The following is an 18,970-nucleotide window of genomic DNA, read 5'->3' as shown; positions in this document are numbered from 1 at the left end:
AATTCCTCCTTAATCTTTTTTACAACAAGATTCAAAAATCTCCTTTTGCTCTTGGATTTTCTGATCAATCTTAGAACAGTCTTTGTGCTCAATTTTTTTCTGGCATCGTTCCATTTCAAGAGACACTAATTTTTTCTTGATTTTAAGCATTTTCTTGCTCATATGTGCTTCGTCGAGCACCCCGACTGCTCGCTCGTGATGCGTTGACTCGACAAAATTTTGGCGCATTGCCTCAAGCTTCTCACGAAGGTATTGTTTATCCATGTCTATACCTTTCTAATTTTTCAATCATAACTAAAAACGGTGGATTATTAACTTGGTTGAGAGTCCGATAAATGGCAGCTGTATACTCTTGTTGGTTCAACTGGCTAACAAAATCCAACACAGCATCCCTCTCGGTGTCTCCTCCCTCATGACCATAGTAGATCATAATGGCAATCCGTCCTCCTTTGACAAGCAAATGACACAGCTTTTCTAAGGCTTCAATAGTAGTCTGAGGTTGAGTGATGACGGATTTGTCAGCAGAAGGCAGATAACCCAGATTAAAAATCCCTGCCTTAGCTTCTGTCACAAACTGGTCTAGTGTCTCATGACCTTTCAAGATTAACTGGGCATTTGTCATACCTGCCTGATCCAAACGCTCTTGGGTTTTCTCCAAAGCCTGCTCCTGGATATCAAAGGCATAGACTTGCTTGGCTAGCTTGGCTAGAAAAAGGGTATCGTGGCCATTGCCCATGGTCGCATCCACTACAATATCCTCTTTTGTCACAACCTCAGCCAAAAAATCATGTGCCATCTCAAGTGGTCTTTTCATTTTTAAACTCCTGTTTTACAGCCTTGCATCCTTGCACGCTTCCACGACGTCGCATCTCAGTTTCAATAGCATTTAGCACTTCCCATTTATTGAGGCTCCACATAGGACCAATCAGCATATCTCTAGGTGCATCTCCTGTAATCCGATGGATGACGATATGCTTGGGAATGATTTCCAGTTGGTCACAAATGACCTTGACATACTCATCCTGACTCATCAGTTGCAAGCGTCCTTCGTGGTAATCCCGCTGCATCCGTGTATTGGTCATGAGGTGAAGCAAGTGCAACTTAATTCCTTGAATATCATTATCCGTAACACAGCGGCGTACATTTTCAATCATCATCTCATGAGTCTCACCGGGCAGACCATTGATTAAATGGGAAACAATCTCAATCTTGGGATATTTCCTCAAGCGTTTTACTGTTTCAACATACAATTCATAAGAATGGGCACGGTTAATCAAGTCAGAGGTTGCTTCAAAAGTAGTCTGCAAGCCCAATTCAACCGTCACGTGCATCCGCTCCGATAACTCAGCCAAGTATTCGATGGTTTCGTCTGGCAGACAGTCTGGCCGTGTTCCGATATTGATCCCTACTACACCTGGCTCGTTGATAGCCTGCTCATATCGCTCCCGAATCACTTCCACCTTTTCATGGGTGTTGGTAAAGTTTTGGAAATAAACTAGATACTTTTTAACATCTGGCCACTTGCGGTACATAAAGTCAATTTCCTTATAAAATTGCTCACGGATAGGGGCATCCGGTGCCACGATGGCATCTCCAGAACCTGAAACCGTACAAAAAGTACAACCACCATGAGCTACAGTTCCATCCCGATTTGGACAGTCAAATCCCGCATCAATAGGAACTTTGAAAGTCTTTTCTCCAAAAAGTTTTCGATAATAATCATTCAAGGTATTATAAGATTTCATAACTTTCATTATAACAAAAAACACCTACAATCTCAAAAGCCTGACTTTCCTACAAATTCCCTCGTTTCTCATTTCCTTTAGCGTTTTTTTATGATACAATATGGGTATGATTTTAATGAAAATAGCATCTATTTTATTATTGATATTAACCTTGGTGGTTTGCTTTATTGTTACCAAACTTTTCGGACTCAGGAAAATAGGATTTAATTTCGCGGATCTAGCTTTTCCACTTTTGGTATTCGAGTACTATCTGATTACTGCTAAAGCCTTTACCCACAACTTTCTACCGCGACTCGGTGTCGCACTTTCTCTCCTAGCAATCCTCCTTGTAATCTTTTTCCTTGTCAAAAAACGAAGTTTTTATTACCCTAAATTCATCAAATTCTTCTGGAGAGCTGGTTTTCTCCTAACCCTAATCATCTATATAGCAATGATTGTCGAATTGATAATGGTAAAATGATTACCAACCTAGTATTAAATGCTGGGTCTTTCTTTTACTCCTATACCTAAAAAAGGCCAGAGGATTCCTCTGGCCTTTTTTATTGCAGATTAAACCTAAGAAAAATAAATGAAAACTATCTTTCTCACGCTAGATTATTTATTTTTACGGCTTACAAAGTACAATCCACCAGTCACTACCATCAAAGCAAGTCCTGCAACTACTGCTACATTAGATGCTTTTTCACCAGTGTTAGGAAGTTGAGGTTTTTGTCCTGGTTTTCCTGGTTTGTTTGGTTCTGGATCTTTTGGATTGTTTGGCTCTGGATCCTGTGGTTTATTTGGTTCTGGGTCTTTTGGCTTATGGTGATTTACAATATTAGTGCCAATTACTTCAGAAGTATAGCCTTTAGGAACATATGCTTCTTTAACTGTATAAACAATCTCTTTACCACCATCTTGATAACGATCAAGATCTGTAAATTCATACGTCCAACCACTTGCTTCTGAAGCTGTAGCTTCTTTATCAGTTTCTTTGCCATTTGCCAAAAGTCTTACTGTAATTGAGTCTGGACGTTTACCATCTTGGTTGTTGGCATCATCCCAGATCTTCTTACCTTTTACAGTTGTTTTCTCTGGTGTATGTTTGTTGGTAATGGTGTACTTACCGTCTTCGTGGTCAGTTACTACTGATTTGTATTCTGCAACAACCACTTCTTTGACTTTGTACTTGATTTCTTTACCATTTTCATACTTAGGAAGTTTTTTAGATTCAAACTTCCAACCAGTTTTTTCTGAAACTTCAATTTCTTGAACAACTTTGTCACCGTTAAGAATTTGAACTTTCACAGATGTTGTACGTTTACCGTCTTGGTTGTTGTTGTCATCCCACACCTTAGTTCCTGAAAGGATAACAGTATCTGGGTTGTGAGTGTTTGTTACCACTTGTCCAGTTACAGAAGATTCGTAGCCAGCTGGTACATCCACTTCCTTGATGGAGTAAGTGATTTCTTTACCAGCTTCGAATTGTGGAAGATTTGTAAATGATGCTACCCAAGTGTTAGCATCTGTCTTATCCTTAGCTGTCAAGGTCAATTTCTTACCTTCAACGGCTACTGGATCTGCATCTCCTACTTTTTTATAAAGTTGAACCGTTACGGACTCAGGACGTTTGCCGTCTTGGTCGTTCGCGTCATTCCATACTTTTGTTACCTTGTAGTCGATTGCTTTAGGAGTATATTTGTTTGTGATGGTAAAGTCTTTGATGTAAGAGTCATATTCTGCAACTGCTTCTTCTGTCACAGTATATTTAATCTCTTTTCCATCCTTATATTTTGCAAGTTTTGTAAATTCAACAGACCAAGTGCCGTCTGGTGCAGCTTGAATCTCTTTTGAATCAACTTTCTGACCGTCTGCTAAAAGATTGATTGTAATCTTAGTTGGACGTTTGCCGTCTTGGTTATTCGCATCATCCCAGTTCTTGGTTGCTTTAATGTCAACTGTTTCTGGAGAATAGCTATTTGTGATAGTGAATCCTGATGCAGCATCACCAGTAACTTCTGAAGTGTAACCAGGAACAGTTACTTCTACTACAGTGTACTGGATAGGTATGCCACCTTTATCAGCATCAAGGTCTGTGAAGCTTCCAGCCCAACCGTTTGCGGCATTGAGTTCAAGTGTTTTACCAGTATCTTGACCATCCGCAAGCAATTTAACTGTGACAGAAGATGGGCGTTTACCATCTTGGTTGTCCTTATCATCCCATGTTTTCTTCACAGAAACTGAAGTTTTCGCTGGTGTGTACTTGTTGGTGAAGACTAGGTCTTTTGCTTCTTTTGAAGCCGTTGCTTTCAATTCAGTTGCACTTACTTTTTCAACCGTTACTTCAACTTCTTGAACTGTCTTATCGTAAGTGATTCCTGCTTCAGAGCCAACAACTTCTGAGATAGTGTACTTGTGAGTTCCCACTTGGCTCTCATCATATGAGATTGGTGAGAAGGTCACTGTTCCGTCAGCAGCGTTTGTAACTGTTTCAAGCTCTTTGTCGCCTTCTTTCAGAACAAAGCTGTATTTACCTGCCTCAAGGTCTTTACCTTCAAGAACTTTCTTAGCTCCAAGAGTTACACTTGTAGCTCCTGCTGGTGTGTATTTGTTTGTGAAGACTAGGTCTTTTGCTTCTTTTGAGGCAGTTGCTTTCAATTCAGTTGCACTTACTTTTTCAACCGTTACTTCAACTTCTTGAACTGTCTTATCGTAAGTGATTCCTGCTTCAGAGCCAGCAACTTCAGAGATAGTATACTTGTGAGTTCCCACTTGGCTCTCATCATATGAGATTGGTGAGAAGGTCACAGTTCCGTCGGCAGCATTTGTTACTGTTTCGACAACACTACCGTCTTCTTTCTTCAAGACAAAGCTATATTTGCCCGCTTCAAGTTTTTTACCTTCAAGAACTTTTTTCGCTCCAAGAGTTACAGTTGTTGCGCCTGCTGGTGTGTACTTGTTGGTGAAGACTAGATCTTTTGCTTCTTTTGAAACTGTTGCTTTCAATTCAGTTGCACTTACTTTTTCAACCGTTACTTCAACTTCTTGAACGGTCTTATCGTAAGTGATTCCTGTTTCAGATCCAGCAACTTCTGAGATAGTGTACTTGTGAGTTCCTACTTGGCTCTCATCATATGAGATTGGTGAGAAGGTCACAGTTCCATCAGCAGCATTTGTTACTGTTTCAACAACACTACCGTCTTCTTTCTTCAATTCGAAGCTGTATTTTCCTGCTTCAAGGTTCTTACCTTCAAGAACTTTTTTCGCTCCAAGAGTTACACTTGTAGCTCCTGCTGGAGTGTAAGTGTTCTCGAATACTTTTTCACCGTCATAAGCAACGGTTGCTTCAAGGACACCTTTACCATTGTCCGCTACAGTTACTGTAGCTGTGATAGTTTTCGTATCGTACTGGATACCTGTAGCAGTACCCGCTTTTTCAGCAATATTATAAGTATAAGTGCCTGCTTTGTCGAATTCCAATTCTGAGAACTTAACGTTTCCGTCTTCGTCATTCTTCACAGTTTCTTTCACATTACCGTCTTGGTCTGTCAAAGTGAACTCAAATTCATCAGCTTTCAACTCACGACCAGTCAACTTCTTAGTCACTTCAAGAGCTGCTTTTGCTTTTGAAGTTCCATAGCTGTTATTGAATTCTTTGTCCTCTGGGTAAGTCACATTCGCATGAAGTTTTCCTTCGCCGTCATCTGTAACTTCTACTGTGACTTTAACTTCAAGATTATCGTAAGTCACACCATCAACAGTCTTACCAGCGTTTGTTTCAACAATGGTATAGTTGTATGTACCAGATTTAGTATATTCGATTGGAGCGAATGTTACTTTACCGTCAGCAGTGTTCTTCACTTTTTGAAGTTCTGAACCATCTGCATCATTCTTCAAGACAAACTCAAATTCATCAGCTTTCAACTCACGGCCTGTCAACTTCTTAGTTACTTCAAGAGAGGCTGAAGTTAGTTTTACTGCATACTTATTGGTAACAGTCAATCCTGCTGTTTGTTCTGAGGTATAGCCATCAACTGTAGTAACTAGATTTCCATCTTTATCAACTTCTTTAACGCTGTAGGTATATGTCACACCATTTTGATCGGTCGCAGGAAGATCTGACCATTCTACAGTACCGTCTGTCTTAGGTACTTCTTTTTGGTCAGCATTTGTAACCGCTTCTGCAGTACCGCCTTCTAGAGTACGATACAATTTAAAGAAGAGACTTGGTCGAACACTATCCCTTCCACCAGTCCAGACTTTATTAGCAGTTACTTTTGTTTTTGGAACCTCATAAGTATTGGTTACTTGTGTCTTGTCTGCATTGTAAGAGACGACGTAGTTATGATCGCCAGATGCGACTTTCTCTCCTTCTTTCAAAGGAAGTTCAGTAGTATCTTGAAGCTCGCGAACAGAGTAGATTAATTTCGTTCCATCAACATCATACTTAGGAAGTTGGTTTTTCCACTTGTAAGTGTAAACACCATTGGACTCTGTCACTTCTGGAGTATAGCTACCAGAAACAGGTTTGGAATCTGCAATGGTCTGTCCTTCTTTATGGACATACAAGCCGAGCTTAGCTTTCTTATAATCTGTAGATTTTCCACCTACCCAAGTCTTAGTGGCTTCAAAGTCAACTGTCTTACGTTTGTTGGAGATGTTTAGAGGAACACCCTTTCCTTGCTTCATCTCTACTTCAAACTCTTGACTATTCGCTACATAACCAGCTTTAGGTGTCTTTTCTTTTACGATGTATTGACCATCTGAAAGAGCTGGAGAAAGTGCAACACCATTTTCATCAGTTGTTACAGTATAAGTTTCTGATGAATTATTTTTGTTTACAATTTCAAAGACAACGCCTGCCAACTTAACAGTTGCATCAGCTTCATCGAATTTTGTGATTTTGATTTTACCAGCAATATCAGCTGTGACTGATGCACCTGCAGCCTTAACCGTTTTCAGTGTTACAATACTCTCTTTACTTGTATTAATCTTATCACCCCATTTTTTCCACGTTAACTGGGGCTCATTATCAATCAAAAATTGTGCTGAATTCTTGATCTCTGAAGTATCAGCTGGTGAAGTTGTCGCATATTCAAGAAAGAAACTCTTCTTTCCCATATTAGTTGGCATCAGCAATTTAAAACTACGCTTACCATTTGTCAGTGTAAGCAAAGCCGTATTATCAGAGTCCTTTTTATATTCTTCAGGATCAGTCGTTATTTTATAGGGTTTAATTTTACGTTTAAGATTAGCAAAATTCGTATTTGTTGTATCAAACTCCGCTTCATTTAGTGCAAAACTACCATCCATATAAGAAGCAAATGCCCCTAAACTAATATCATCGGTTATTTCAACGGTTTTATTCTTTAAATCCTGTTGAGATCGGTTAATACGTACGTAATAACCTGCTTTTGCAAGACTTCCGTGATTCCAGCCACCTTTGTAAATGACCTCTCCTTCAACAGGAGCCTGTTTTGTTTTCAAAGTCTTGAATGTGATTATTTGCGTTTTACCTCCCGGCAAAACATAGGTGACTATCTTATCTTCTTTTGTGACTGTCTCTTTTGCACTAGCAAAGAAATCACCACGAATATTCTGTTTATCCTCTACTTCGCTATTAAAAGTGAATACCAATCGGTGTTTGGCACTCTCTACCCTTACATTCCCTATAATCTTTCCTGATATTTTATCTTCCAACTTGAGGGTTCTATCCTCTAAACTCAGATTAGAAGGGGCTTCTACTATAAAAAAATCTCCCTCCTTAATCTCATTTGCTGTTACATTTGGAAATGAAAATTCTCCCGAATACTTTAATGCAACTGTAGTATCATTTTCACCATGATAACCCGTTGACTCATCTCCAGTAGAGGCAATCGTTAATTTCAAGTTCTTAAGTATTACCTTATTTGTAATATCAGTTGCCGCATGTGCTTCACCCGCTGGGAAAAACATCATCAAGAGGAAAAGGGGAAACATTAGAAAAGTTAGATATTTTTTTATCTTATCCATTATGACCAACCTTTCCATTTGTATATTGATAAAAAATTAAGTATTCAATTTCACATACGCAACACCTCCACAATATAGTGACGCATCCATAATAACACCATACTCTATTCTTGATAAAATTATATTCACTTACAGCACATAATATAATAGAACCTACCAAGTCTATTATATCATATATATTTTAATTAATATATCTCATTACTAAAGAAATTATTTACAAAATGTCAACTTTAAAGAATTCATTCCTTTGATATTTCTACTCCCCTTCAATAAATAATGTCCCTTTATTCATAAAACTAAATATAGCCAATTTATTAATCTATATGCTGTTATAAGATTTAATATAGTAGAAATATATTAAATCAAAAGTTTAGAACATAACAAAAAGTGAACTAAACAGAATTCTGATTGTCCCAGAATAGTTTGGTTCACTTTTTATTTAATCTATTAGATTTTCAAAATTCATAATGAAGAGCTTTTAAAATATAAATCTATTTTGTCCCCATTTCTTCATATCGTAGAAATTCTAATCCTCTTTTTTGCCTTTAGTGGCTACTAGTCCTGCGCTCAAACCAAGAAGAGCTAAGCCTGCTACTAGAGCTGCTTGACTTTCTGCACTTCCTGTATTTGGTAACTGCTCTTTTTGAACCGGACCAGCTGCACTTGAAGTGTTTTGTTTTGTATCTGTTTTTTCTGATACTTGTGGTTTTGTAGATTCTTGAGGTACTGGTTTAGTTGTTTCACCAGCCGTACCTACTTCTACGATGCGATCCTGAGCCACGACTTTATCATAGCTTTCTTTTTCAGTTCGCTTGCCATTTTCAACTTCGATCAAGTGAACACGGATACCTTTTTGTCCTTCTTGGAGAACACGGGTTTGACCTGCTGGAAGCTTATCGTTCTTTTGTTCCTGAACCTTGAAGTCAATTGTTTCTTCTTCGATTACAAGTTCTGGTTTGTTAAGGACAAGGTTCTTCACTTCATCCTCTGGAAGGGAGGTTCCTGGTTTTGTTCCTACTTCTACGATGCGATCCTGAGTTAAAACTTTATCATAGCTTTCTTTTTCAGTCCGCTTACCATTTTCAACCTCGATCAAGTGAACACGGATACCCTTTTGACCTTCTTGGAGAACACGAGTTTCACCTAGATACAACTTATCAGACTTACGTTCCTGAACCTTGAAGTCAATTGTTTCTTCTTCGATTACAAGTTCTGGTCTGTTAAGGACTAGGTTCTTCACTTCATCTTCTGGAAGGGAGGTTCCTGATTTGGTTCCAACCAAGACGATGCGGTCTGTCGGAGCCTCTACCACTTCACGAAGTTTTTCTTCCTTACTTCCATCAGGATTAACCGCTGTAAAGATCCGTTCCTTACCAACTTTTCCTTCTTGTTCTACACGAGTTTCACCTAGATACAGTGTTGGATCCTTTTTCTCAACTGTCTTGTAGGCCAAATCTTTTTCAACAAATTCGAGTTTTGGAAGATCTTCTTGTACAGCAGCAACTGTCTTCTCAGAAACTGGTTTTTCCTTAGTCAACTGGATACGGTATTCCTTGACTTGTTTTCCACTTTCTGAAACAAGGCGAACAAGTACTGGAAGGCTATCGTCTCCGCTATCTATAACTGTTGAAGCTACTTGATTACTTTCTTCGACTGAGACTTTTGGACGTTGACCTTTATAGGTGATTTGATAGTCTTGACGATCCTCAGCGAAATCAGGAAGGTCTTTTCCATCCACAAGAATCTTCGATTGCGTACTTTCTTGAGGCAATTCACTCGGTGCAAGGAAGGTCATCTCAATCATCGCAACACCATTCTTGTCTGCTTTACGCTCCATGCGCCATCTCATGGCTTTAGCTTTGACAGCTTTAAATGTTACGTTGATTTCATCACCAGCTTCAATATCTTTATCCGCACGATAAGGCACAGCTTCCCAATTTTCTGGGTTATTGAATGGATGGGCTGCATCATAGGCTTGGTAGTTTGAATAGTAGGTAGGCACTTCAAACTCTGGGCCAATATAGCGTTCCAAAACGAGTTTAGATGGTGCATCCGTACCACTATCTGCAAAGAAATGAAGTTTGGCTTGCGCAACAGTCCGTTCTACAATCTTACCATTTTCACGGAAGATCACACCTGCTGATACTTCTGGATTAGAAGATGGTGTTGGAGACCAGTTTGTCCAACGACGATTTTCTGAATGATCTCCGTCATTGAGATAGTCCACACGGTCATGGGAGTTTCTATCAATATCGTTAGTGGCTGAAGCAAAGGCTTGGTTACTGTTTTCATCATACTCTGGATTATTGGAAAGAGCTTCGCCTAGTTTGTCTGTCACTCGTACAGTGAACTCAGCAACAAGATCACTACCAAGGACATGACCTCGAACGGTAAATTGACCTGCTTTTGTCAGATTTTCTGCTGGAACTTCTTCCCATTCAACTGCCAAGTCTTTTGTTTCGTAACCGTCTTTACCTGTAAAGTAAACAGGAACCTTAGTTGGCAATTCAAGCGATTGCCCTACTTGTAGCAGGCGAGCTTGTTTGACCGCGGCAACTGGTTTACGAGAGAGCAAGTCTTTATTGCTTGTAAAGTGTAGACGGTATTCTCCTAGGATGTCGCCATTTTCTGCTTTCGCGATAACACGAACTGGCTCACCTTCACGAACGCTTGGAACAACAGTAGCCAGACCATTGTTGCTAACACTTGCTGTTACTGCAGGAACTTTTCCATCTACAGACTCAAGATAGTAGTCTGTCAAATCAGGGTTAAAGTTTGCTAAGTCTTTACCGTCAACTTGGATTCTCGTTTGTCCTTGTTTGGCTGCTGCGACTTGTTTCGCAAAGATTTGTACTTCTGTGATAGATGTTCCTTTCTTGCTATCAAGTCGAACCATACGAATGCGAACCGCATAGGTCTCAACTTTATCAAAGCTGAAATGATTCATTTCTCCAGCCTTGAGTTGAGCTGGGGCTTTTAGATTAGTAACAGGTTTCCAGTTAGCTGGATCGTTAAAGACATGTTCTTCATTGCCTACAAAGCTAGGGTTTTTAGGTGCTGTTGGAACAGTCTTACCAACATAATACTCAATCACATAAGACTTCGGTACGCCAACTCCATGGTCTTCGTGGAATCCGACACTTAAATTATCAACCGAACGTTTGCTCAAGATACCTGAATCTCCGAATAGGACACCAACTGAAGCTTCTGGATTACTACGATTCCAGTTTGTCCAACGGTTAGCTGGGCGGTCATTAAAGGAAATCAATTTATCGTTAACGTTTGAAACAGGGTCACTCGGATTTGAGTCTGAAGCAAAGGCCAGTGGCAATTCTGAACCGGTCCATTGATCAGAAATATTTGCACCTTGCTCAGTTTGAGCAGATACGCGAACATGAAGTTTAGTTGTTAATTGCGTACCTTCTAGGCGACCATTAACTGTAAAGACACCTTCCTTGGCGTATTGGTCTGGACGAATCGTATCCCAAGTAACCTTGGCAGATGAAACGTGACCATTTGAATCGTAGGTACGAACACTTTCTGGTAATTGCGGCGCTTCTGCGATTGGTGTCGTCACACTGACTTCTTCAACTGAAACGATGCCTTCTACAGATACTTTAGCACGCGCTTCAAGATCAAGACCTTCAACTTTACCTAGAACTTCAAAGGTTTGATAGTGGTCGAGTTTTTCTTTTGGAATGGCTTGCCAAGTGACTTTGTGGGCTTTAGGGAAACCTTTGTCATACTCAACTGTTACTGTTACTGGAAGACTTGGTTCCTGATGCAAATCTGTGACTACATTTACTGGACGGATAGATTGCGCTACTTTTTTCTCAGTGTTGGCTTGGATAGTGAGATCAACCTGACCTCTAGCCCCCTCATATTCTGCTTTGAGAGTGACTGCTCCTGGCTTATGTAACTCAAGCATTCCTTTACGAACTGCGACTTCCCCTTCACCACTTGTAGAGAAGGTTACTTTATCAGCTGGTAATACAGCCTGCGTTCCATCTTGATAGTGAGCCCGAACAGACAATTTGACTGTTTGGTCTTCTTTGAGAGCATCAGCTTGTTCCACTTGCAGGCTCAAATGGGCAATTTTTGGTGCTTCTTCAAGGAACTGAATTGCATAAGTTTGAAGAGGACCACCATCTTTTGGTTGAACATAGATACTTGCACGCATACCGTTAGCTACACTTGCTTGCACCACTGTAACAGTTGCATTTTCAGCACTTGCTATGACTTCTGGCAAGGATGCACCATAAGCAAGAGTGCGGTATTGCATTGGATGTTGACTAGTGAGGCCTGTAACGGCTTCACCACCAACACTTACATTTGGCACTACAGGTGCTGCAGGATTGCCTTCTTCTACCACAAGGGTAGCATGAACGGTTTCGCCTCCTAGTTGGCCAGTCATTTGAATACGTGATCCAGCAACTGAAAGTTTAGCTTTATCTGCTTCCGCAATCTCCCAGTTATCAACTTCGTATTCTTGAACGCTTCCATCTGTTACAGCGATAGAAACGTATTTGTCAACAGCACTCAAGTCTGTTCCTGGAGCAACACGTTTAACAGTTGGTAGTTCTTTCGCAATTGCTAGAATTTCGACACGGGCCTCAACTTCACGTCCGTCTGCCATACCTTTAACAGTCACAACTCCTGCTTGGCTCACATCAACTGAAGACCAAGTTACTGGACGTTTTTCACGACTGCCATCACTGTAGATAAAACCGACTGTCTTCGGCATTTTTGGCTCTTTCTCAATAACAGTACGTACTTTTGGTACTTCTGTCCCGAGAACAGTCTTTTCTTGACCTTCTTTCTTGCCTGTAAATACAGTGACTTGGTCCGATTTCAAGAGATCTGAATGGGCAGTAAGGGTGAATTTACCTGCTTGTTCAGTTGATTTGACAATGGCAACCCCTTTACCGTTAAAGGCTCTGCGAATCCAAGAACCATCTGGTTGTGCCTTGTAGCGTTCACGGCTGGCTTGTTCCCCATTATCTACACCGACCAATTGACCTTGGCCATGCAATTGGAAACGAACCAAATTATTGGCAGTTGGTACCACATTTCCTTCACTGTCAACGATTTCGTAGTAGATGTAGGTCAAGTCTTTTCCATCTGCGGCGATTGCGTGTTCTTCCTTGACGAGGCGAACTCCTGCTGGTTGGCCTGCAGTAGTGATCTTATCACGTGCAATTTCTTTTCCAGCTTCATCGCGAGCTACAGCTTCCAAGGTACCTGGTTGGTAAGCAACCTTCCACTCAAGATAGAGTTCCTTAGCATTGGCACCTTCTTGGTAGGTACGACCATCGCTGGTTTGTTTTTTGTTGAAGGTCTTAACTCCGAGAGATTGACCGTTCAAGAACAATTCAACACTTGCAGCATTAGAGTATGCACGAACAGGAATCTTTCCTTCTGAGTCAGCAACATTTGCTTTTAGACTAGGGTCTTCCCAGTTCCAGTGAGGAAGAAGGTGAACCATCGGTTTCTTCTTAACAGAAACCCATTGGCTTTGGTAGAGATAGAAGTCATGTTTTGGAATGCCCGCTGTATCTACGATACCAAAGTAAGAACTCTTAACGGGAGTTTGGTTTTGATTGTGCCATGGCGTAGGCTCACCGATATAGTCCGTACCTGTCCAGATAAACTGTCCAGCATAGCCAGCATTATCACGGTCAAAAGTCCATGAATCTGTTGCCGTTTTACCCCAGTTAACTCGGTCATTACCATAGTCAGACTGTTCGTAATGACGTTCAGGTCCGTTACTATGTTTCAATTCCTGTTCAGGGCGATAATAGCTACCGCGTGTACGGGTTGCTGAAGATGTTTCTGAACCGTAAATCAACCAGTTTGGATGTTTCGCACGAAGTTTCTTGTAGTTATCTTCTGAGTAGTTAAAACCAACTGCATCGAGTTCTTCGGCAATCTTCTCATGACCACCACTACCATCACCAAAGCGGAACTTATCTGCTCCCATAGTAACATAACGAGTTTTATCAACATCTTTAATCACTTTTACTAAGCGTTTAACCGTTGCAAGTGAGTGAGCCTTTCCATCTGCTTCACCGATTTCGTTTCCGATAGACCACATGAAGACAGCTGGGTTATTTTTGTCTCTTTCGACCATGGTACGAAGATCATAGTCAGACCATTTTTCACCTTTTCTAGCCTCTGGGTGAGTGGCATCTTTTTCAAAGAAACGTCCGTAATCATAAGGTTTCTTGCCACCATACCAAGTATCGAAGGCCTCTTCCTGAACCAGCAAACCAAGTTCTGCTGCGATTTGCAAGGTCTGTGGACTTGCAGGGTTATGAGTTGTTCGGATGGCGTTAACACCCATCTCCTTCATTTGTTTGAGACGACGGTATTCTGCTTTATAATTTTCTTCTGCTCCAAGCGCTCCGTGATCATGGTGCAAGGAAACACCATGGAATTTAATGCGTTCACCATTCAAAGAGAAACCTTCATTTGGAGTCCAGTGATAGTAACGGTAACCAAACAAATCTTTCTTAGCATCAACCAATTGACCGTCACGGTAAACACGCGTAATCAATTCGTACAAGGCAGGTTTGTCGTTTAAAACTGTCCAGAGTTTTGGTCTTTCAACTTCTAAAATCGCATCTAGGCTTGTTGATTCATGTGCTTTTAAGGTACGGCTCGCTGTACGAACCAAGCCCGTTACAGCCTGACCACCACGTTCAACGATTTGATATTCTGCTACAAGTTCATGGTCTTTATCGTCTGTATTAACGATTTTGCTGGCTACATGCGTTTCAACCTTGCCATGTTGCTGTTGTTCTAGTTTTGGTGTTAAGATGGTTGTACCATTTTTCTCAACATGAACCTTATCTGTCACTTGCAAGGTCACATCACGGTAAATACCGCTACCTGAGTACCAACGGCTACTTGGTTGTTTGTTGACAGCATGGACAGCGATCACATTCTCACGACCATCTTTGTGAAGGTATTTGGTGATATCATATGAGAACTGGTTATAACCATTTGGATAATGTCCCACTAACTGGCCATTGACATAGACTTGAGAATCCATGTAGACACCATCAAAGGTCACACGAACATTCTTCTTGAGATCTTTTTCATCAAGTTTAAAGGTCTTACGATACCAAGCTTCACCCCCGTTGAGCTGTCCACCTTCATTTTGGGCAGGGGACTGATGGTCAAAATCGTTAAAGATACTCCAGTCGTGTGGAAGGTCCAATTTTTGCCATGTTGATACATCTGCATCTGGTTTCACAGCTTCTTTAGAGTTTGCATTGAGTTTGAAGTGCCAATTTTGATTAAAATTCACTTTTCTGTCTTCAATCATTTGATTTACTTCTTCATTTGTCGCAGCTTTCAATTCTTCCTTAACAGGCTTTTCTTGACTTGAAGCTTGAGATTCTACCTTTGGAGCTGTTTCTTCAGATTTAGAAGATGCTTTTTCCTCTTTCGGAGTTACAGGTTCATCTTCTTTCACCTCTTGTTTACTTGCTTCAATGGCAGCAGCTTGGCTTTGATCCACACTTGTAGCCTTGCTATTCTCTGCTACTGCTTGATCCTCTTTTTCCTCCACTGCTGGACTATCCTCTTTTGCTTGTTCTACAGTGTGTGTAATAGGAGTTTCATCCGCAAAAACTGGTGATTCTCCAATGACACTTCCTCCAAATAGAACCGCACAGGTTCCAATCATGACAGAGCAAGCTCCTACAGCAAACTTACGAATACTGTAGACTCTTTTACGATTCCAATGGCCTTTTTCCATAAAACCCTCCTTTAGTAACCGCTTCCATTTCTATGCGAGCGCATTACTTTTCCATAGCCTTTTCCCCCTATTTTATAAAATAATATAGGAAATTTCAATACTATAAACATAAAAATCATATTTTTGATTGTTTTTTCTATAATTTGTATAAAAGTTTAAAAATCTGAATGTACATTTAGTTAATGATTTTACAAAAAAAGCTGTTTCCCTTATAGAAACAGCTATTATTAAAAATCAATCCTGATTTTTGCCTTCAATCACTGACTATTTTTTCCATTTGCCAGTAGCTTGACCATCTCATTTTTACGTTCTTCTAGCTCTGCAATTTGATGAAGCAAAAGCTCTGAAAAATCACAATTAAACTCCTCGGTTTCGCCACTGTTGTACCAGTCTAGAGCAACTATGTGATTGTCCTTATCAAAACAGAAAATCACATCTCCATCACCAATGATAGACAGAAATGGGATATAATCCACAAATCCTAGAGCGTGTAATTCTTTGGTTTGAAGGCGAATGTCTAAGAAGTCTGGGATGCCATTTGCAATTCCCAAGACCTTAATACCTCGACAGAAGGTCCAAAATGGTGCTACATCGTAAGCCTTGGCTCTTGGCCATAGCTCTTCTCTGACTTCCATAAAGAGACCTCCCAGAGATGACATGGTGAATTCCCTGAAATCTTCTGGCAGACGAATGCCGTATTGATTTTCAAAATCCTGAACATCTTCTTCCGATGGTTCATTACCCATGCAGGCGACAACCTGATAAGTTTCCTTATCATAGTGACGAAAATAATCATAAACTTCATTGAGTGCCATCATCCAACTCCTTATCCTACGTAGATATACTCAATAACCACATCACAGAGTTGATGATCCTTGTCATAGCCAAAGTAAACAGGATAATTTCCATCTCCAAAACCAGATTGAATCATTGGAATAGTCAGGTCTGTATGTGGTATTCTAAAGTTAATCCAATCACCGCCTTCTCGTTGATATAGGGGATGTTCTATGGCATTTTGAGCAAAAATTTCCGCAAAGAAATCATCATAGATGTTTTTTTCAGGATTTTCTTGATACCATCTTTCTTCAAAATCACAGTAGGCATTTTTTGTCTCAACATCCACAATAGTTGCCAATCCTGCATCAACTGAAAATCCAAAATAAGAATCTTCTTCAACAGAATCCAAGTTTTCAGTACCAGTTAAGGCTTCATAGTAAACAACTGGAAGCTTATCTGTAAATTGAACTCTTGTTGCAACATACCGATAGTGATCTTCTTCGATCTTGACTACTAAGGTTTTGAGAGGAAATGTTCCTTTGGGAACTGTCTCTAGATAGGGTTTTTCATTCCTACGGAGCCAGACCAAGGGATCTCTAACTAAAATTTCTCCACTTGGGAAGGTCACTTCCCCCATATCTAGGACAAAGACTTCCTTGCCGTCTATTTCTTTAGCCTCAAAACATGCTGCATAATTGACAGACGAGGTCAAAATATGCTTGATTTCTTGGTATTTTTGTAACCATTCTTTAGAAACTTGAAGTTTTTCCATCGGTCTTTCCTTTCTCGTTTAAAACAAACCTGTACTAGAGTTAAAAATCGATTTAAATCGAATCTAATTGAACTACAAATCCATCTGGCAAGATGACTTGCTGACCATCTTCAAACTGGCAATGACTCGCTAAATCAACTGAATCTCTGTCTAAGATAACATTCTCCTTAGACTGATTAAAGATAGCCTGAACTTCTTTTCCTTCGTAGGTCCATTTCAAGGAAAGAACATATGGTTTCACTTCTTGCAAGCTATATGAACCATGCTGAATCATACTTGCCACTTCCTTACGGACTTTGATTAATTTCTTCATGAAATTTAGCATATCATTGTCCTCAGACACACGGTCCCAAGGCATGACACGACGGCAATCAGGGTCTGGTCCACCAATTAGTGCTAGCTCTGTTCCGTAATAGATACAAGGAGTCCCTTTTTGAAGGTAGAGGAAGGTTAAAGCAGCCTTGACATGTTGGAGATTTCCTTTGGCAGTTGTAAGAATACGCTCTGTATCGTGAGAATCCAGGAGATTTAACATAACCTCTGAGATTTGTTGCTTGTAGTACATTGACTGGCTATTGATTTCTGAAATGAAATGCTCTGTCTTTTTATGCTGACGCAAGAAATAATCCTTGATACTTTCAGAGAGCGGGTAGTTCATGACTGCATGGAACTCATCTCCTTTTAGCCAAGGCTGAGACGTATGCCAGATTTCACCTAAAATATACAAATCAGGCTTTTTAGCGAGAACTGCCTTTCTAAAATCTTTCCAGAACTGATGGTCAATTTCATTGGCAACGTCCAAGCGCCAAGCATCGATATCAAAATTCTCAATCCAGTAAGTTGCAACACTGAGAAGATAGTCTTTGACTTCAGGATTTGCTGTATTTAACTTAGGCATATAGCTAGCAAAGGCAAAGGTATGATAAGGGAGTTCTCTTGGATTCTGAAGTTTATCTTCTGTAATTGGAAACTCTTGAATATGGAACCAATCTTTATAAGGGGAATTTTCTCCATTTTTTAGAACATCCTGCCATTGGGCAGACTGGTAGCCGATATGATTGAAAACAGCATCTAGCATAATCTTAATGCCACGTTTATGAGCTTCCTCGACTAAATTAGCAAAGACTTCTTTGTCTCCAAAGTGACGGTCAATTTCAAAATAATCCGTCGTATCGTACTTGTGATTGGTCGTTGCTTCAAAAATCGGACATAGATAAAGTCCAGTGATTCCCAAATCTTTTAGATAGTCTAGATGGTCGATAATCCCTTGTAAATCTCCACCAAAAAAGTCATCCCTATTAGGTGCAATGGCAGCATCCCACTCTCGAGCTCCATCTGGAGTCAAATTAGGATTTCCATTAGCAAATCGTTCTGGGAAAATCTGGTACCAAACGGTATTTGAAACCCAGCTAGGAACCTGACATCCGTCGATTTCATGAATATAGGGAAGCTTAAAGCCATTTCCTTCCGCATCCAAGTTTTCTTGAGTATGTTCCACACAACCCTTATCACCGTAGAAAATACCCTGACCTTCCTCATCAAGGAGTTCAAAGAGATACTGAATCCGTGCAAAATCAACCGATACTGTAACCTGCCAATAATCAAATAAAGCATCCGAGGTTGCTTTAGTCATTTCTTTCTTGGCTTCATACTTATCCTCGATGAAGATAAAGGGATCTCCATAATGTAAAATGACCTGCTGGACATCATTTTTCTTGGTTCTGATTCGGATATGTAGCTGACCTTCTTTGTAAAGATAAGCATACTCTGATTCTTGTCTATGATAAATGGCTGTTAATTCCATATTTTGTCTCCTAAATAATCATCATCAACAAAAACGCAAACGTTTTCATAATTGCTATTTCTAGTATACTGTTTTAAGATTCGATTTGCAATACTTGGTCAAATTTGACAAGAAAA

9 protein-coding genes are annotated in these 18,970 nt (G+C 40.1%); 1 reads left to right on the top strand and 8 read right to left on the bottom strand.

Going from position 1 to position 18,970, the window contains the following annotated elements; genetic code table 11:
• Positions 1-9: 9 nt before the first annotated feature.
• Genes ACVX3R_RS03300 through ACVX3R_RS03290 form a run of 3 tightly spaced genes read right to left on the bottom strand, consistent with a single transcriptional unit; the run spans position 10 to position 1,754 of the window.
• Complete coding sequence (locus ACVX3R_RS03300; protein WP_314978417.1) at positions 10-264, bottom strand: hypothetical protein; 255 nt, start codon at positions 262-264, stop codon at positions 10-12.
• Positions 257-814: a tRNA (mnm(5)s(2)U34)-methyltransferase gene (locus tag ACVX3R_RS03295; protein WP_458795455.1), complete on the bottom strand. Its 558-nt coding sequence runs from the start codon at positions 812-814 to the stop codon at positions 257-259. Before ACVX3R_RS03295 ends, ACVX3R_RS03300 begins: the two co-directional genes overlap by 8 nt.
• Positions 798-1,754 carry a TIGR01212 family radical SAM protein gene (locus tag ACVX3R_RS03290; protein ID WP_458795454.1) on the bottom strand — a complete coding sequence of 319 codons (957 nt, stop codon included), beginning with the start codon at positions 1,752-1,754 and terminating at the stop codon, positions 798-800. The genes ACVX3R_RS03295 and ACVX3R_RS03290 overlap by 17 nt, the downstream gene beginning before the upstream one ends.
• A 91-nt stretch (positions 1,755-1,845) precedes the next feature.
• Here ACVX3R_RS03290 and ACVX3R_RS03285 point away from each other — a divergent pair, with 91 nt between their 5' ends.
• On the top strand, positions 1,846-2,205 hold the full coding sequence (locus ACVX3R_RS03285; RefSeq protein WP_458795453.1) for a DUF3397 domain-containing protein: 360 nt from the start codon (positions 1,846-1,848) through the stop codon (positions 2,203-2,205).
• A 134-nt stretch (positions 2,206-2,339) separates the two neighbouring features.
• Here ACVX3R_RS03285 and ACVX3R_RS03280 read toward each other — a convergent pair whose 3' ends face one another.
• The 5 genes from ACVX3R_RS03280 to ACVX3R_RS03260 all read right to left on the bottom strand — a co-directional run bounded on the left by ACVX3R_RS03280 (position 2,340) and on the right by ACVX3R_RS03260 (position 18,854).
• Positions 2,340-7,736, bottom strand: a complete 5,397-nt coding sequence (locus tag ACVX3R_RS03280) for a Cna B-type domain-containing protein (RefSeq protein ID WP_458795452.1) — start codon at positions 7,734-7,736, stop codon at positions 2,340-2,342.
• 526 nt (positions 7,737-8,262) lie between these two features.
• The gene (gene bgaA, locus ACVX3R_RS03275) at positions 8,263-15,501 is read right to left on the bottom strand and encodes an LPXTG-anchored adhesin/beta-galactosidase BgaA (protein ID WP_458795451.1); all 7,239 of its coding nucleotides are present in this window, start codon (positions 15,499-15,501) and stop codon (positions 8,263-8,265) included.
• A 257-nt stretch (positions 15,502-15,758) separates the two neighbouring features.
• The gene (locus ACVX3R_RS03270) at positions 15,759-16,316 is read right to left on the bottom strand and encodes an SMI1/KNR4 family protein (RefSeq protein ID WP_458795450.1); all 558 of its coding nucleotides are present in this window, start codon (positions 16,314-16,316) and stop codon (positions 15,759-15,761) included.
• Positions 16,317-16,327: 11 nt separating this feature from the next.
• Positions 16,328-17,050 carry a DUF4241 domain-containing protein gene (locus tag ACVX3R_RS03265; protein WP_458795449.1) on the bottom strand — a complete coding sequence of 241 codons (723 nt, stop codon included), beginning with the start codon at positions 17,048-17,050 and terminating at the stop codon, positions 16,328-16,330.
• Positions 17,051-17,102: 52 nt separating this feature from the next.
• The gene (locus tag ACVX3R_RS03260) at positions 17,103-18,854 is read right to left on the bottom strand and encodes a glycoside hydrolase family 13 protein (RefSeq protein ID WP_458795448.1); all 1,752 of its coding nucleotides are present in this window, start codon (positions 18,852-18,854) and stop codon (positions 17,103-17,105) included.
• Between the last annotated feature and the right edge of the window lie 116 nt (positions 18,855-18,970).

The sequence above is a fragment of the Streptococcus sp. 517s genome (genome assembly GCF_054445985.1).
Note: the sequence above shows the minus strand (reverse complement) of the source record. Positions and strands in the feature narration are given on the sequence as shown.

Bases quoted from the DNA above. Each gene is read 5' to 3' on its own strand.
- ACVX3R_RS03300 (WP_314978417.1), bottom strand. From the start codon at position 264: ATGGATAAACAATACCTTCGTGAGAAGCTTGAGGCAATGCGCCAAAAT.
- ACVX3R_RS03295 (WP_458795455.1), bottom strand. From the start codon at position 814: ATGAAAAGACCACTTGAGATGGCACATGATTTTTTGGCTGAGGTTGTG.
- ACVX3R_RS03290 (WP_458795454.1), bottom strand. From the start codon at position 1,754: ATGAAAGTTATGAAATCTTATAATACCTTGAATGATTATTATCGAAAA.
- ACVX3R_RS03285 (WP_458795453.1), top strand. From the start codon at position 1,846: ATGGGTATGATTTTAATGAAAATAGCATCTATTTTATTATTGATATTA.
- ACVX3R_RS03280 (WP_458795452.1), bottom strand. From the start codon at position 7,736: ATGGATAAGATAAAAAAATATCTAACTTTTCTAATGTTTCCCCTTTTC.
- bgaA (WP_458795451.1), bottom strand. From the start codon at position 15,501: ATGGAAAAAGGCCATTGGAATCGTAAAAGAGTCTACAGTATTCGTAAG.
- ACVX3R_RS03270 (WP_458795450.1), bottom strand. From the start codon at position 16,316: ATGGCACTCAATGAAGTTTATGATTATTTTCGTCACTATGATAAGGAA.
- ACVX3R_RS03265 (WP_458795449.1), bottom strand. From the start codon at position 17,050: ATGGAAAAACTTCAAGTTTCTAAAGAATGGTTACAAAAATACCAAGAA.
- ACVX3R_RS03260 (WP_458795448.1), bottom strand. From the start codon at position 18,854: ATGGAATTAACAGCCATTTATCATAGACAAGAATCAGAGTATGCTTAT.